This window comes from Paenibacillus sp. FSL R5-0345, from assembly GCF_000758585.1.
Taxonomy (GTDB): domain Bacteria; phylum Bacillota; class Bacilli; order Paenibacillales; family Paenibacillaceae; genus Paenibacillus_AQ.
In genome coordinates, this window is sequence record NZ_CP009281.1 from 1140378 (window position 1) to 1155891 (window position 15514).

Consider the following 15514-nt stretch of genomic DNA (forward strand, 5'->3'; position numbering starts at 1 on the left):
GTAAGTAATTTTTAAAGATTAGCACTACCTCTATTGTATATCATTCACGAATTTTGATGAAACCATAATCATGAATACCCAGGATTGGAGATACTGGCATGGATAGAAAGAGCAGATATCAGGCATTATTTGATAATATTAATCAATACAATTCGGGTGAGAAGGGCATCACTAGAATTGCCTATACAAATGAAGAGCAGACCTGTACGAGTGCTTTTATGCGGATGTGTAAGGCTGAGAATTTAGATATTCGGATGGATCATTGCGGAAATGTGATTGCTAGAAGAAATGGGAAGATAGAAGGGCTTCCACCCGTTGTAATGGGCTCTCACTTGGATACGGTATACCAAGGAGGGAAGTACGATGGTGTGGTAGGTGTAACGGCTGCCTTGGAAGTAATCAAACGTTTAAACGAAAAAGGGATTGAAACGGATCATCCGATCGAAGTTATTTCATTTGCCTGTGAAGAATCCTCGCGGTTTGGTATTTCAACAGTAGGCAGCAAAGTAATGGCAGGGTTATTTCAGAAGGAGAAATACAAAGGTTTAAAGGACAAAGATGGGATTACCATGGAAAAAGCATTTTCGCTATGCGCATTAGATTATAACAGTATTGATCAGGCGAGTAGAGGGGATGAAGAACTAAAAGCGTTCTTCGAATTACATATTGAGCAAGGTCCCGTCTTAATAAACAATAATAAAAAAATAGGAATTGTGACTGGAATTGCTGCACCCGTGAGACTTCATATTCAAATATCAGGGAAAGCATCCCACTCTGGAACGACACCTATGAATATGAGAAAAGATGCTTTTCTAGGTGCGTCAGAAATAGCACTTGAGCTTGAAAAAGCAGCTAAACTCGAGCAAGAATATGGAACGGTTGCGACCCTTGGGGTGATAGACATCTTAAATGGTGCTATGAACGTGGTTCCGGGAGAAGTTGAAATTAAAATTGATATCAGATCTACTTCAGTGGCATCCAGACAACGTGTGTTAAGCCATTTATATCAAACGATATCCTCAGTACAAGCAAGCAGACAACTTGAAATTGCGAGTACGGAGATCATTTCGGAGGAACCTGTCCTATTATCAGATGAGATCAGTCATGTTCTAGAATCCATTTGTGAAGAGAAGGGGATATTGAGTCAACGGATGATCAGCGGGGCAGGACATGATGCTATGAACATGAACAAACTTTGCCCAGTAGGGCTTATCTTTGTTCCTTCTGTAGATGGACTAAGTCATCATCCTAATGAATATACAGATATGGACGATATCATTATGGGGATTGATATCTTAGAAGAAGCTGTTCTTCGTTATGCGTTTGTAAGACAAGCGTAGGTTCATCTTTCACTGAATTTATTAATGGCAGAGGTAATTTGAAACCGAACAGCCTTGTGATTCTTCACATCCTGAACAAGGCTGTTCTCTTTTATAGTGTTTGGTTGACAATAACAAAGGAGTGTGTTAAATTTATCTTAAGTTAAAGATAATTAATGTAAAGATAGTTTGAAAATTAGTGTTCTATGAAACATAGGAACAATGTTGGAAAACATTTTTTTTGGTCGATATCTTAACATTAAGATAATTCAATTCAATTAATCTTTCTGGATTTTGGGGATTATAGTATGAAATCAAACTAAATTTTAGGAGTGTATAATAATGAGAAATCTAAAAGGGATTCACCACGTAACAGCCATCACCAGCAGCGCAGAGAAGAATTATGAGTTTTTTACTTACGTATTAGGAATGCGTCTAGTGAAGAAGACCGTCAACCAAGATGATATCCAAACGTATCACTTGTTTTTCGCGGATGATAAGGGCAGTGCCGGAACAGATATGACGTTCTTTGACTTCCCTAACATTCCTAAAGGGGTACACGGTACCAATGAGATTGCTAAAACATCCTTTCGAGTACCAACAGATGCTGCATTAGACTACTGGGTAAAGCGTTTTGATCGCCTTGATGTGAAGCATTCCGGAATTAAAGAGCAATTCGGCAAAAAGACATTATCCTTCGTAGATTTTGATGACCAACAATATCAACTGATCTCGGATGAATTTAATGAAGGAGTCAAATCAGGCACACCATGGCAAAAAGGACCGATTCCTTTAGAGTTTGCGATAACGGGTTTGGGACCGGTTTTTGTACGTATAGCTGATTTTAGCTATTTTAAAGAAATGTTGGAAAAAGTCATGTTGTTCAAAGAAATCGGCCAAGAAGAGGCTTATCACTTGTTTGAAGTCGGCGAAGGCGGAAATGGTGCGCAAATTATTGTAGAGCATAATGAGGACTTACCGAATGCGCGTCAAGGCTTTGGTACCGTTCACCATGCTGCCTTCCGTGTAGAGGATCGTACCATGCTAGATGAGTGGACAAAGCATTTTGAAGAATTTGGGTTCCGTACCTCAGGGTATGTAGATCGTCATTTCTTCGAGTCGCTGTATACACGTGTTGCTCCACAAATTTTGTTCGAGCTTGCAACAGATGGTCCCGGGTTTATGGGGGATGAGGAATACGAAACGGTTGGAGAGAAACTCTCACTGCCACCATTCCTGGAGCCTAAGCGGGAGCAAATTGAGAAGTTAGTTCGTCCAATTGATACGGTAAGAAGCACGATCGATTTCGTGAAAGAGTGAAGAAGGAGCTGGGGAGATTGATTTCGATTGATCCGAAGCAAAATAGTGAGCGGGAAAATTATAAATTATTAATTGGTACTGTAATTCCTAGGCCCATTGCCTTTGTCACCACACAATCAGAAGATGGTATTTTGAATGGTGCACCGTTTAGCTACTTTAATATCGTCTCTTCTAATCCTCCGATGGTTTCACTGTCTATACAAAGACCAGCAGGGCGATTAAAAGATACAGCCCGTAATATTTATAACAATCATGAGTTTGTTGTGCATATTGTGGATGGTGAGAATGTTGGGAAGATCAATCAAACCGCAGCCTCATTGCCAAGAGGAGAAAGTGAAATTGAACTAGCTAATCTTACACCGGTCCCAAGTGAAAATGTAACTGTACCTGGAGTATTGGAAGCAAAGGTTCGAATGGAATGTAAGCTTGTACAAGCGATACCTCTAGGGGAAGAAGAACCTGGAAGTGATCTATTCATTGGCGAGATTGTTCAGTTTCATATCGATGAATCGATTTATCAGGAGGGACGGATTGACCCTAGAGCCTTAAATGCAGTGAGTCGTTTGGCGGGATCAAATTACGCTACGATTGGTGAGATTTTTGAAATTGAAAGACCGGAATAATAAACTAAGACCTGTTCGTAAGCGATGAAGCCTACCGAGCAGGTCTTTTTGTGGGCTATTTATAGTCATCAGCTATGCCAAGCAAACAGTAAGGTTATCTCTCGAAGTTTATCTGGACTGATCGTTCCAGATATGTTATATTGCCATTACAGGAGGTGTTACTCATGGCAAGGACAAGAGAGTTTAACGAGGATCAAGCACTACATCAAGCGATGCTGTTGTTTTGGAAAAAGGGTTATGAGGCAACAAGCATACCGGACTTGCTGCAGGTTATGGGCATTAGCCGATCTAGTCTTTACGATACTTTTTCTGACAAGCAAACGTTGTACATTGCCGCACTGGAACATTACAAAAAGGTTAGCTTCAATAAACAGGTCATTCTTGAACGGGCATCAAGCGTTAGAGCAGGGATACAACAATTTTTTGAGCAACATATTACTTCAGCGTACGATACGAGCCTACCCGGCGGGTGTTTTGTAACGAATGCAGCTACAACACTAGAGTCGCGGGATGAAAAAATAAATGAATTGATAAAGACTAGTTTTTTGAATTTAGAACAGGCTTTTTGCGAGCTTTTGGAAAAAGGCCGACAATCAGGTGAAATTGATAAAACCACTGATGTCAAAGCGTGGTCTTATTTATTGCTGAATCTACATCAAAGCATAAATATTATGGCAAAAGCAGATCAAGATCAGCAACGTGCCAAAGAGATGATAAACTTTGTAATTGCAGAAATATAAATTTTTTTTGGTTATTCTGGAACGATCGTTCCGTTATTGTAAAACATCCTTAATGCGGAGAAGAGACTTATGAAAATATCGTTTATCGGGCTTGGGAAAATGGGCTTTCCAATGGCCCAAAATTTGTTGAAAGCTGGTAATGAATTAATCGTTTTTAATCGTACTCGTGAAAAAGCGCAACCCCTAATAGATCAGGGAGCGCATTATGCCGAGACACCATTGGAGGCAGCAAAAAATAGCGATATGGTCATAACCATGCTTTCTGACGATGCTGCTTTGGAGGAGATTGTTGAGGGTCCGAATGGAATTTTGAATGGATTATCAGAAAAAGGAATTCACATATCTGCCAGTACGATCAGTGTAGATCTGGCTCGGAAATTATCCGCGGCGCATGCGGAGAGAAAGCAATACTTTGTGTCTGCCACAGTGCTGGGGCGTCCGGATGCCGCTAAAGCAGCTAAATTGCGCATCATTTTGGCAGGTCCGGAGCAAGCCAGACAACAGTTAATTCCTGTTTTAGAACAATTAGGTCGGGAAATATTCGAGATTGGGGATTATAGCGAAGAAGGAAATGTTGTGAAAATAGGTGTAAACTTTTTAATTGCTTCTATGCTGGAAGCTTTATCAGAAACGCAGCTGATGGTAGAAAAGTATGGCATAGAGCCAGCCCGTTTTATGGATGTGGTGAATGCTCTTTTTCAATCTCCCTTATATCAGAACTATGGAGCCATAATGACAGAACAGCGGTTTGAACCAGCTGGTTTTAAAATGAAGCTAGGGCTGAAGGATGTTGCACTGGCTATAGAGGCAGCGCAGTCCGTCCAAGCTCCTCTACCTTTGGGCCAACTTATCCATCATCATTTATCTGAAGGAATAGCCCGTGGTTATGGTGAGATGGATTGGACCGCTTTAATCCGTTGTCTAGAGCATTCTTCTTAAAAAAATAGGTTTGCCCCAAATCTCTGTTGGTTGTAGTGCAGGAGAAAAATTAAAAGAGGTGTGATAAAGCATGGAAATAGGTGTTACTTCGTTCGTAGAAACAAAGCCGGATATTGAGACTGGAATTGTAATGAGTCACGCACAGCGATTACGAGAAGTAGTCGAAGAAATCGTACTTGCGGATCGGGTGGGACTTGATGTTTTTGGCATAGGTGAGCATCATCGTGAAGATTATGCAGCTTCTTCACCAGCAATCGTGTTGTCCGCTGCTGCGTCTTTGACTAAACGGATTCGCCTGGCTAGTGCTGTGACGGTCCTTTCATCTGCTGATCCTGTACGTGTGTTTCAGGATTTTGCTATGCTTGACGGCATCTCCAATGGACGTGCCGAGATTATAGCGGGCAGAGGTTCATTCGTTGAATCCTTTCCGTTGTTTGGTTATGGCCTACATGACTATGAGGAGCTATTCAATGAAAATATCGAACTGCTTATGAAAATACGGGATTCCGAGAAAGTAACATGGAAGGGAGGCCATCGGCCAGCAATTCATAATTTGGGCGTATACCCGCGGCCCGTCCAAAACTCTTTACCTATATGGATTGGCAGCGGAGGTACGCAAAGCTCTGCCGTTCGTGCAGGACTTTTGGGTCTGCCATTGATGTTGGCGATCATTGGCGGGAATCCAATGAATTTTGCTCCGCTTGTAGAGCTGTACAAGAAGGCGGCGGCCCGCGCTGGACATGATGTATCGCAGCTTCAGGTGGGATCTCATTCGATTGGATTCGTCGCAGAAGATACGGAACGGGCAGCAGATATCTTTTTTCCATCTACCCAATATGGCATGAACAAGCTCGGGAAAGAACGAGGATGGTCGTATTACGACCGTTCCAGCTATGATGCGGCCCGAAGCTTTGATGGCGCATTGTACGTTGGAGATCCAGAAACAGTTGCTCAGAAGATCATTCATCTACGGAAGCATGTAGGTATTACACGCTTTATGATGTATGTTCCACTAAGCACGATGCCACATGAGCAGGTGTTGCGGGCTATAGAACTGCTCGGAACGGAGGTTGCTCCACGAGTACGAGAGGAAATTGCCAAGTGGGAAGCTGAGAAGGAATAGGGATTATACAAGCAATCATTATTGTATTGGAGGATTTTCATGAGTATCGATAAACGTATACTACCAGAATTAAGAGAGGCATATTCACAATTTCCAGGGTTTCAATTGGAAGAGAATTTAGAGTGGAGCAGAAGTTTAGTGTCGGCTCCGCCAGTGAAGAAATCAGAGCATGTAAACACAATCAGTCGAAAAATTCCGGGTGTTGCAGGGGAGATGCTGGTAAAAATTTATGAACCTGCTGGGCGAAATGCTGACAAGCTTCCAGCTATGCTGTGGATTCACGGGGGCGGATACGTGTTAGGACATCCTGATATGGACGACAAGTTGTGTGAACGCTTTGTTCAGACGGCTAGATGTGTTGTCGTGTCGGTTGATTATAGGCTGGCACCCGAGCACCCCTATCCAGCTGCAATCGAAGATTGTTATGCTGGTTTAGTATGGATGACGGAAGAGGCGGAATCGCTTGGCATTGATGAGAATCGGGTTGCAATTGCTGGTGCAAGCGGTGGCGGCGGGCTGACAGCAGCACTTGCACTGATGGCACGAGATAAAGGTGGACCCTCCATTATCTTTCAGATGCCGTTGTATCCGATGCTCGACAACCGTAACATTACGCCATCAAGCCATGAGATTACGGAAGAAGGTGCAATCTGGAACCGGACGGACAATTTAACGGCTTGGAACATGTACCTGGGCGAGGAGAACGATGCCAGTAGGATATCTTCCTATGCGGTACCAACGAGAGCGGAGAACTTAGCAGGACTGCCACCAACCTATACATGTGTAGGTCAGCTTGATCTATTCCGAGATGAGACGATCGAATATGTAACACGACTTGCGCAAGCAGGTGTAGATATCGAATTTCACCTGTATCCCGGATGTTTTCATCTTTTCGAAATATTCGTTCCAGAAGCGGAAGTGAGTCAGCGCGCCGTTCAGCGCTATATAGATGCGATGGCCCGGGCACTTCACCCCAAACACTCGCCCTCCCCAAGCGAGAGCTGTTAATAATGCAAGCACAAACCATATGATCATTGCTCCTTGTTCTAGGGTGGTCATTTCATCACACACAAAAAATACACCCTTAGAATCGACCGGATAACCCATAGGTTTATCCAATGTCTATTCCAAGAGGTGTATTTCATAAGATTAAAGCAGGTTAATCTTAACGCAATGTTTTGAGCGCACCGCTCCAAGCCAATACTTGATCAAGCATGCCGTTTACATTGGTCAGGTGAAGATCCGCTGGTTTGAACACAGAACCGTTCTCGAAATCAGTGAACAGGGACAGAGCCGGATGTACACGAACGTCTGCTACTGACAGTTCTCCCAAAATTCCACGTAAATGCTCAGCTGCACGAGCGCCACCTACGGAACCATAACTTACGATACCCGCTGCTTTGTTGTTCCAAGCTTCACGTGCGTAATCGAGTGCATTTTTCAGTGATGCGGAAATACTGTGGTTGTACTCTTGAACGATAAATACGAAACCGTCTAATGTAGCTAGCTTTGTATTCCAAGCAGTTGCTTGTTCAGTGGCATCAACTTCTCCCATTAGTGGAAGTTTGAAGTCCGCGATATCTACGATCTCATAATTAGCATCTCCACGTGCATCAGCAACCTTTTTAACCCATTCTCCTACTTGTGGGCTTAAACGACCTTGACGAGTACTTCCCAGAATGATTCCGATGTTTAATTTTGACATTGTTTGTTCCTCCTCGATTTTTGTTCTACCAAATAGTTTGTCTAGAAATCCCATGAATTACACAACCTTCAAATAAATAATATTAAGCGTGTTACGCTCTAGTTGTCTTTAAGTTAAGTATCTTTAACATGAGATAATAATACTTCATCAAGTTTACTTTGTCAAGCAACTTAATAATAGTTAGCATATATTTTTGTCTCACCTTTACAAAATTAGTTGTCTAGAATATAATTGTTTAAGCAACTATTTAAAATGAGCTGAAATGAGAAGAGGGCTGATCATGACAACACAGCATAACCAATCCGAACTTACGTTAGGGTTTATGATGGGAACGACCTATCGTAAATTAAGTGCGTTATTCCAAAATGGGCTAAAAGAATATGATATTACACCTGAGCAATGGTCAGTTCTTTTTCAAGTCGATAGAACGGAAGGGCTGATTCAGAAGGACATCGCGAAGCGTTCAGGTAAGGATAAACCAACTACGACGCGAATTCTGGATCACTTGGAGGGAAAAGGACTGATCTATAAAAGAACGGGAGAGAATGATCGGCGTTCTTTTAAGGTTTATATTACCGAAAAAGGAAGAGCTTTGATTAAGGAGACCTTTCCTATTGAGGATCAAGTCACAGATGAGATTATGAACTGTATTTCTAGTGATGAATATGAGCTGCTCATGGGATTGCTGCTAAGAATAAACAATCATATCGATCAAATAAATGATGGAGAGTAGGAACGTAAGTTATGCCAGAACAACTAGAACTACGTACGAAGCTTTGGACCAAGTCTTTTATTGCATTAACGATTAGTGCTTTATTTTTATTTATGAATTTACAGATGCTGCTATCTTCATTTCCGTCTTATGTAAAAAGTGAATTTCAAGCCGGAGATATTATGGTCAGCTTGGTTACAAGTGTATTTGCGCTAACTGCGATTGCTTCACGTTTTATGACTGCTTTTCTGATGCGGAGGGTTAGCCGCAATGTACTATTATATATTGGGTTAGCTATCGCGGCCGCCATAACCGGTCTTTATGTGGTAGCAGACTCCATCGGTTCACTATTGCTGATGCGGGTAGGCTATGGGATTGGGTTCGGGATTGCCAGCACGATTATTCCCACGATTGTTTCACAGATTATTCCTAGCAAAAGAATGGGCGAAGGGATCGGCTATTTCGGCTTATCAACCAGTCTTGCAATGTCCATTGGTCCTATGATTGGTTTGAACGTAATGAAGCAATCGGGGTTTGGAACACTGGCGATGATGGGAACATTTACCTTGCTTCTTGCCTTTCCAGTTCTGTTCTTCTCACGTTCGCTTCCTGCTGTACCGAAAAAACAGCCTATTGAGCGATCCATTGCACCATCCAAACCACTCAAGGTTCCTTTTAATACAAAGTTAGTATTGCCTGCAATATTGAATGTCCTGATCGCGATCACTTACGGGGGATTGCTTAGCTTTATCGCTTTGTTCGGTGAATCGGTGCATTTAGAGCAAGTAGGGCTGTTCTTCTTATTTAACGCGATTACGATCATCATTATTAGACCTATCTCCGGCAGACTATTTGATAAAAAAGGACCCGCTGCTGTTCTGATTCCTGCAGCGGTTTGTGTTGTCGCGAGCTTAACGGTGCTCTCGTATACGACATCCATGCCAATGCTCATTGTATCCGCACTGCTGTATGGACTCGGCTTTGGAGCCATTCAGCCAACTATACAGGCTTGGATGCTTCGGACGTCTACACCTGCACAGTATGGTATGGCGAACAGTATGTTTTATAACTCTACAGATTTAGGGGTAGCCAGTGGGGCCATTATTCTTGGGGCAATCTCGGCGGCATCCGATTATGGGATGATGTATCGTTATTCTGCTGGGTTCATGGTGCTGTTCCTAATGATTTATATTGGGATTCAGATTACTAAGGCCAGAAATAACCCTTCAACTTTAAGTCAATAAGGGATGATTTCAGATTAAGCTAATCTTTAGGTACTATTCATATCGTTTTAAGCTAAGAGGGTTATAGTAATCACATACCCCCCTTAAATATAGACCTTGACCCTGCCGGACGTTGGCAGGGTCCTTTTTTGTTAATGAAGAGGGCAGGGATCTTTAGTTTAAGCCAATCTTTATCTACTATTCATATTCTTTTAAGCTAAGAGGGTTATAGTAATCACATAACCCCCTTATAATATAGACCTTGACCCTGCCGGACGTTGGCGGGGTCCTTTTTTTGTGTGAAGAGAGGAAGTACATTATGTCGATGCACTTTTCTGTCGTTATGGATTATGCTTAGAAGAAAGTAATTGATGGGGAAGAGGTTTGCGAATGAATATGACATGGAATTTGGATATCTTATATCCTTCCTTTGAGTCAGAGAAGTTAAAAGGGGATCGTGAGCTACTGAGTCAACATATACAAGATTTAAAGATGTGGGCTGAGAATCATTTGAAAGCGACAGCTGTTACGGCTGCACCTGTGGAGAACTTTTTAAGACTCTACAATGATTATAAAAGCGTATATGTATGTTTATTGGCCTATGCAGAGTTAACGCTTAGTGCAGACAGCAGTTGTGAGGAAGCTATGAATCTTGCGGATGATATTGAACATATAAGCTCAGAGATTGCTGGAGTAGTTGCGGGTTTTAACCGTTGGATTAGTACTTGTGATCACATAGATGAGCTTATCGTTAGCTCAACTTATCTTTTGAAGCATCGATTTTATTTAAAGGAGCTTCTTCTGCAATCCCGTTATGTATTAAATGAGGAAGTGGAAGTTGCAATTGCCAGAATGCAGAGCACGGGTTCTAAAGCGTGGGGAAGGCTCTACATGGAGAGCGTATCGAGTACACTAGCAGATGTGGTAGTACAAGGGGAAACTAAGAAAGTAACGCTTGCGGAACTAAGGAGTATGGCCTATGAGAATAACGCTGCATTAAGAAAAGCGGCTTATGAAGCCGAGGCTGAAGCTTGCAGCCGTATTGCTGGGGTTTGTGCAGCTTGCATGAATGGAATAAGCGGTGAGGCGCTAACGGTTTATGGCATGCGTGGATATCAATCTTCTCTGGAAAAGGTGTTAGTGGCATCGCGAATGGACAGTGAAACTTTATCGGCAATGCTCGCCGCTCTTCAGGAGAGTCTGCCAGCTTTTCATACCTATTATCAAAAGAAAGCCGAATTGCTGGGACATTCTACAAAGCTGCCTTTTTACGATATTTTTGCACCGATTGGCGAAGAAAGTGTAAAAATCTCTTATGAAGATGCTCAAAAAACAATTGTTTCTAGCTTCGGAACCTTTAGCGAGGAATTGGCCAGTTTAGCGCAAAAGGCTTTTGATCAGCAATGGATTGATGCAGAACCTAGAGCGGGTAAGGGTGGATATGGGCTCTGCATTGATATTTTTCCGATAGGCGAGAGCAGAATCATGACCCAGTTCACCGGAAATGCTATAGATATTAGTATCCTTGCCCATGAGCTCGGCCATGCGTATCATAGCTCCTGTCTGGGGAATGAAACGATGCTGAACACAGATTACCCGATACCGATTGCTGAAACGGCTTCGATCTTTTGCGAGACGATTGTAAATCAGGCACTACTCACTAGTTCGACCAAGAAAGAAGCGCTGCTTCTATTGGAAAGAAGTATTTCCGATGCTGGGTATTATCTTGTAGACTTCTATGCTCGTTATTTATTTGAGCTTAAATTATATGAGAGAAGAGCCTTAGGTCCGCTTCCTGTTCAAGAGCTGAACGAATTGATGATTACTTGTATGGTGGAAGCTTACGGTGAGAGCATTGATCCTGACACGATCCATCCTTACATGTGGATGAACAAGGCCGGCTATTTTATGGCTGGTTATGAATTTATGAACTTCCCGTATTCTTTCGGACTATTATTCGCTAAAGGACTCTACGCAGAATATTTAAAAAAGGGCGAGGGATTCGTCGCCCGGTATCGTCAGTTCCTTAGTGCTACCAGCAAGCATAATATTGCAGATGTAGCAAAGTTTATGGATATTGATGTACATTCCATTGATTTTTGGAGAGGGGCTTTAAAGCTGATAGAAACCGATATTAAGGCATTCATCAGCACAACTTAAACCACTCTCCAGTTGTGATCACAGGTAGCTTCAATTTGACCGCGTTTTTCAATGTAATTCGTGACAATTTCAGACATGTCGATCAGTACTTCTTTGACAATCGGCTTGCCCTTATACATCTCATAATCTCCACCGCCGCTTGCTCTATAGTTGTTCATAACAACATCATATTCCTTAGAGTCCTCTACAGGCTGTCCACGATACAGCAGATGGAGGACTCTTTTGCCTACAGGTTTATGGACATGAAGCTCGTAGTGGATGCCTTCCCACATATCATAATTGTAATGTTGCGATTTAGGTTCTACATAAGCAGGGTTAACCATTACATTTCCCTCTATATCCTTTTGAAAATAATTGGCGGTTTGTTCCAGTGCCTCTTTTATATCTCGCCCGGTCAGTCTTAGTACAGTTAGCGTGTTAGGGTAAATGAAGTTAGAAAGAATGTCTCTCCGTGTAATGGTGTTACTGAAACCCTTGCAATCGTTACTGAGCAAAGCTGATGTTGAGATTTCTACACCGGTAGCCTCCATTTGTACCTTATTCATGAATTCTATAAAGGGATGGTCAGCCATTCGGCATTCATCTGCACTAGAAATAGATAAATCACCGATAACTGTACCTATTCTCTCATCCAGCCAGATTTCTGTTTCTGATTCAAGAGTACTGCTAAGCTCTAGAAGTGCATCATCTACAGCGGTCTTGTCGTCCACAGCAAGGAGTTCGGCTTGTTTACTCTTAATCTTCCAATGCTCGTTTTCTTTTTGAAAGATTACTGAAATCTTACCTAGGGAATGCCCATTACAACCAGGCTGTATGATCGTCACACCATTTAGCTCACTAGCTATGAAGCGATGCTGATGTCCGGTAATTAACACATCTAAGCCTTCAACCTCTGTGCACATTGCGTAGGCTTGATTCTCCCCGGTTAGTCTCTCTACAGGTTCACCACTAATGAGGTCGCGCTCAAATCCGCCATGATAAGCTACAACGAGTAAATCGGGCTGTTCTTCTTCTCGTATCGTGGCACACCAAAGTTTTACAGTCTCTAACGAATCCTTAAATTGAAGTCCTTCTATATGGACAGGATTCTCCCAGTGGGGAATGTAATGTGTGGTAACCCCTAGAATGGCTACCTTGATTTTTTGGTCTACCCACTTGATGATATAAGGTTTACCAAATGCGGGCTTACATGTCGTGCGATCTATAATCCCAGCAGATAACCAAGGGAATTTGGAATCCTGAATGGCTTTATTGAGCAGTGGCTTACCAAAATTAAACTCATGGTTGCCGATAATTGCAGCGTCATATTTTAATTCGTTCAGTGCAGCTATGCCTGGATTTAATTCGTCACTGTACTGTGTGGCTGCATAATAAGCTAGCGGTGTCCCTTGAATAAGATCGCCGTTATCCAGAAGAATCAGTTCCGGACAATGGGATCTTTCTTGTTTAATAAGGCTGGCAATGGTTGCTAAGCCCTTTTGTCGTTTCTCACCTGTACGGTAATCAATGGGTCCTAAGTGCCCATGTAGATCACTTGTTATGAGGATTTCACAGGTTAAAGTGTTGTCTTTATTCATGGGAAGCCTCCTGCAAATTATAAGTTCAGACCCCCATTCTATCAGATAATTTGGAAATTTTAAGAGATTAAAATAAATTTTACATATATTTAATAGTTAGATGCCCTAGATTTAATACAAAATATTTATAGTCTAGAAGTACTAAAAAAAAAGAAAACAGTGGAGGTCTTTCGTTTGAGAAAAATAAGTAAATTCGTATTGCCGCTAATGATGTCTATTACACTGCTTAGTGGTTGTGGTGCTAATAACACTACTAATACTGCAAACCAAGGATCTACAGATGGAACAAATGCACCGAAGGAAACGGCAGCTCCTGTAGCAGAGGGTTATGTTCCAGAGAAGCTTACAGTACAATTTGTCCCTTCCCAAAATGCAGATACGCTCGAAGCTAAGGCGAAACCTCTTGAAAAATTACTGGGTGATAAACTCGGTATTCCTGTAGAAGTAAGTGTCTCGACTGATTACAACACAGTTATCGAAGCTATGGCTTCCAAAAAAGTGGATGTGGGCTTCCTTCCTCCAACAGCTTACGTATTAGCAAAAGAAAAAGGAGCTGCTGAAGTTATTCTTCAAGCTCAGCGTTTTGGAGTAAATGATGAAACGGGTGCTCCGACAGATGAATTAGCTGATTTCTACAAATCTATGATTATTGTTAAGAAAGATTCTGCGATCAAATCCGTTGCCGATTTGAAAGGCAAAAAAATTGCCTATCAAAACGTTACATCCTCAGCAGGTTTTGTATGGCCGGCTGCAACGCTGATGGATGCAGGACTTGATCCGTTGAAAGATGTACAAGCCATCACGGTTAAGGGACATGATCAAGGCGTACTTGCTGTGCTGAACGGTGACGTAGATGCAGCAGCTATTTTCCAAGATGCTCGTAATGTAGTCCTTAAGGATTATCCGAAAGTATTTGAAGATACCCAAGTTCTTGCCTTCACTGATAAAATCCCTAACGATACGATTTCGGTTCGTTCAGATATGAACAAGGAATGGATGGAGAAGATTCAGCAAGCATTCATTGATATCGCAGCTGACAAAGAAGGACATGAGATTGTTAAAGAAATTTATTCTCATGAAGGATATGTGAAGTCACAAGATAGCAACTTTGACATTGTTCGTGAATACAACAATAAAGTAAAAACAGAGTAGTCCAAGCCGTTCAAGGATACAACGATGTTGGTGTATAACAGTCATTAAGGATAGCCAGCTCCGGATTCCCCCCCCGGATCTGGCTATCTCTTTCTCTTTTATACGATTATACGAAAACACACACAAAGGAATGATTTCATGATAAAGATTCAGAATGTATCCAAGACGTATCAAAACGGAACTAAAGGCTTGAACAACATAAATCTGACTATTCCAGCTGGGGAATTTGTAGCTATTGTTGGTCTTTCTGGAGCGGGGAAGTCCACCTTGCTGCGTTCCATTAACCGGCTTCATGATATTTCAGAAGGCGATATTCTTATCAATGGGCAATCCATCAAGAAGGCAAAGGGAAGCCAGCTCCGAATGATCCGTAGAAATATCGGAATGATCTTCCAAAGCTTTAACTTAGTCAAACGTACGACGGTGCTTCGTAATGTATTGGCAGGGCGGGTCGGCTATCATTCTACAATGCGGACGATCATTGGGAGATTCCCACAGAAGGATATCGACTTAGCCTTTGAGTCACTCGATAGGGTCAATATTGCTGAGAAGGCCTACACACGTGCAGATCAACTATCTGGAGGTCAGCAGCAGCGCGTGGCTATTGCCCGTGTTCTTGCGCAGGAGGCGCAAATTATCCTTGCAGATGAACCTGTCGCTTCACTGGATCCGCTCACGACCAAGCAGGTTATGGATGATTTGAAAAAAATTAATGTGGAGCTTGGGATCACCACCATCGTGAACTTGCACTTTATCGATCTTGCTAGAGAATATGCTACCCGGATTATCGGACTCCGAGCAGGAGAAGTGGTCTTCGATGGCCCTGTATCGGAGGCAACCGATGAGAAGTTCGCTGAGATTTACGGAAGACCGATTCATCAGGATGAGTTGTTAGGTGAGCCTGTAATCGGGGGCATGTGA

Annotated in this window: 14 protein-coding genes; 12 read left to right on the forward strand and 2 right to left on the reverse strand. The window is 42.3% G+C overall.

Annotated features, from left to right (window positions below; all coding sequences use genetic code 11):
- Positions 1–98 precede the first annotated feature (98 nt).
- From R50345_RS04975 to R50345_RS05005, 7 genes are all read left to right on the forward strand, one after another.
- Entirely contained in the window at positions 99–1340 is a 1242-nt protein-coding gene (locus R50345_RS04975; protein WP_042124602.1) for a M20 family metallo-hydrolase, read from the forward strand.
- 321 nt (positions 1341–1661) lie between these two features.
- Entirely contained in the window at positions 1662–2639 is a 978-nt protein-coding gene (locus tag R50345_RS04980) for a ring-cleaving dioxygenase (protein ID WP_042124604.1), read from the forward strand.
- Between the two features lie 17 nt (positions 2640–2656).
- The gene (locus R50345_RS04985) at positions 2657–3262 is read left to right on the forward strand and encodes a flavin reductase family protein (protein ID WP_042124607.1); all 606 of its coding nucleotides are present in this window, start codon (positions 2657–2659) and stop codon (positions 3260–3262) included.
- A gap of 164 nt (positions 3263–3426) precedes the next feature.
- The gene (locus R50345_RS04990) at positions 3427–4002 is read left to right on the forward strand and encodes a TetR/AcrR family transcriptional regulator (protein WP_042124609.1); all 576 of its coding nucleotides are present in this window, start codon (positions 3427–3429) and stop codon (positions 4000–4002) included.
- Between the two features lie 69 nt (positions 4003–4071).
- On the forward strand, positions 4072–4941 hold the full coding sequence (locus R50345_RS04995; RefSeq protein ID WP_042124611.1) for an NAD(P)-dependent oxidoreductase: 870 nt from the start codon (positions 4072–4074) through the stop codon (positions 4939–4941).
- Between the two features lie 70 nt (positions 4942–5011).
- Positions 5012–6064: an LLM class flavin-dependent oxidoreductase gene (locus R50345_RS05000; protein ID WP_042124613.1), complete on the forward strand. Its 1053-nt coding sequence runs from the start codon at positions 5012–5014 to the stop codon at positions 6062–6064.
- 39 nt (positions 6065–6103) lie between these two features.
- Positions 6104–7072, forward strand: coding sequence for an alpha/beta hydrolase (locus R50345_RS05005; protein ID WP_042124615.1), 969 nt, complete (start codon positions 6104–6106; stop codon positions 7070–7072).
- A 157-nt stretch (positions 7073–7229) separates the two neighbouring features.
- Here R50345_RS05005 and R50345_RS05010 read toward each other — a convergent pair whose 3' ends face one another.
- A complete protein-coding gene (locus R50345_RS05010; protein ID WP_042124617.1) occupies positions 7230–7769 on the reverse strand; it encodes an NADPH-dependent FMN reductase in 540 nt (179 codons plus the stop codon).
- A gap of 280 nt (positions 7770–8049) precedes the next feature.
- Between R50345_RS05010 and R50345_RS05015 the strand changes: the two genes are divergently transcribed.
- The 3 genes from R50345_RS05015 (at position 8050) to R50345_RS05025 (ending at position 11864) form a co-directional block, all read left to right on the forward strand.
- Positions 8050–8502, forward strand: coding sequence for a MarR family winged helix-turn-helix transcriptional regulator (locus R50345_RS05015; protein WP_042124619.1), 453 nt, complete (start codon positions 8050–8052; stop codon positions 8500–8502).
- Between the two features lie 11 nt (positions 8503–8513).
- Positions 8514–9725, forward strand: coding sequence for an MFS transporter (locus R50345_RS05020; RefSeq protein WP_042124621.1), 1212 nt, complete (start codon positions 8514–8516; stop codon positions 9723–9725).
- Between the two features lie 369 nt (positions 9726–10094).
- Positions 10095–11864, forward strand: coding sequence for a M3 family oligoendopeptidase (locus R50345_RS05025; protein WP_042124623.1), 1770 nt, complete (start codon positions 10095–10097; stop codon positions 11862–11864).
- Here R50345_RS05025 and R50345_RS05030 read toward each other — a convergent pair.
- Positions 11861–13441 (reverse strand): bifunctional metallophosphatase/5'-nucleotidase, encoded by a 1581-nt coding sequence (locus tag R50345_RS05030; protein WP_042124625.1) that lies wholly within the window; start codon positions 13439–13441, stop codon positions 11861–11863. The two genes, R50345_RS05025 and R50345_RS05030, sit on opposite strands and share 4 nt — an antisense overlap.
- A 174-nt stretch (positions 13442–13615) precedes the next feature.
- Here R50345_RS05030 and R50345_RS05035 point away from each other — a divergent pair, with 174 nt between their 5' ends.
- Positions 13616–14593, forward strand: coding sequence for a phosphate/phosphite/phosphonate ABC transporter substrate-binding protein (locus R50345_RS05035; protein WP_042124627.1), 978 nt, complete (start codon positions 13616–13618; stop codon positions 14591–14593).
- Between the two features lie 138 nt (positions 14594–14731).
- Positions 14732–15514 (forward strand): phosphonate ABC transporter ATP-binding protein, encoded by a 783-nt coding sequence (gene phnC / locus R50345_RS05040; RefSeq protein ID WP_042124629.1) that lies wholly within the window; start codon positions 14732–14734, stop codon positions 15512–15514.

Coding starts and splice junctions, on each gene's coding strand:
- R50345_RS05010 (WP_042124617.1), bottom strand. CDS start 7,769: ATGTCAAAATTAAACATCGGAATCATTCTGGGAAGTACTCGTCAAGGT.
- R50345_RS05000 (WP_042124613.1), top strand. CDS start 5,012: ATGGAAATAGGTGTTACTTCGTTCGTAGAAACAAAGCCGGATATTGAG.
- R50345_RS05015 (WP_042124619.1), top strand. CDS start 8,050: ATGACAACACAGCATAACCAATCCGAACTTACGTTAGGGTTTATGATG.
- R50345_RS05020 (WP_042124621.1), top strand. CDS start 8,514: ATGCCAGAACAACTAGAACTACGTACGAAGCTTTGGACCAAGTCTTTT.
- R50345_RS05030 (WP_042124625.1), bottom strand. CDS start 13,441: ATGAATAAAGACAACACTTTAACCTGTGAAATCCTCATAACAAGTGAT.
- phnC (WP_042124629.1), top strand. CDS start 14,732: ATGATAAAGATTCAGAATGTATCCAAGACGTATCAAAACGGAACTAAA.
- R50345_RS05025 (WP_042124623.1), top strand. CDS start 10,095: ATGAATATGACATGGAATTTGGATATCTTATATCCTTCCTTTGAGTCA.
- R50345_RS04990 (WP_042124609.1), top strand. CDS start 3,427: ATGGCAAGGACAAGAGAGTTTAACGAGGATCAAGCACTACATCAAGCG.
- R50345_RS04995 (WP_042124611.1), top strand. CDS start 4,072: ATGAAAATATCGTTTATCGGGCTTGGGAAAATGGGCTTTCCAATGGCC.
- R50345_RS04975 (WP_042124602.1), top strand. CDS start 99: ATGGATAGAAAGAGCAGATATCAGGCATTATTTGATAATATTAATCAA.
- R50345_RS04980 (WP_042124604.1), top strand. CDS start 1,662: ATGAGAAATCTAAAAGGGATTCACCACGTAACAGCCATCACCAGCAGC.
- R50345_RS05005 (WP_042124615.1), top strand. CDS start 6,104: ATGAGTATCGATAAACGTATACTACCAGAATTAAGAGAGGCATATTCA.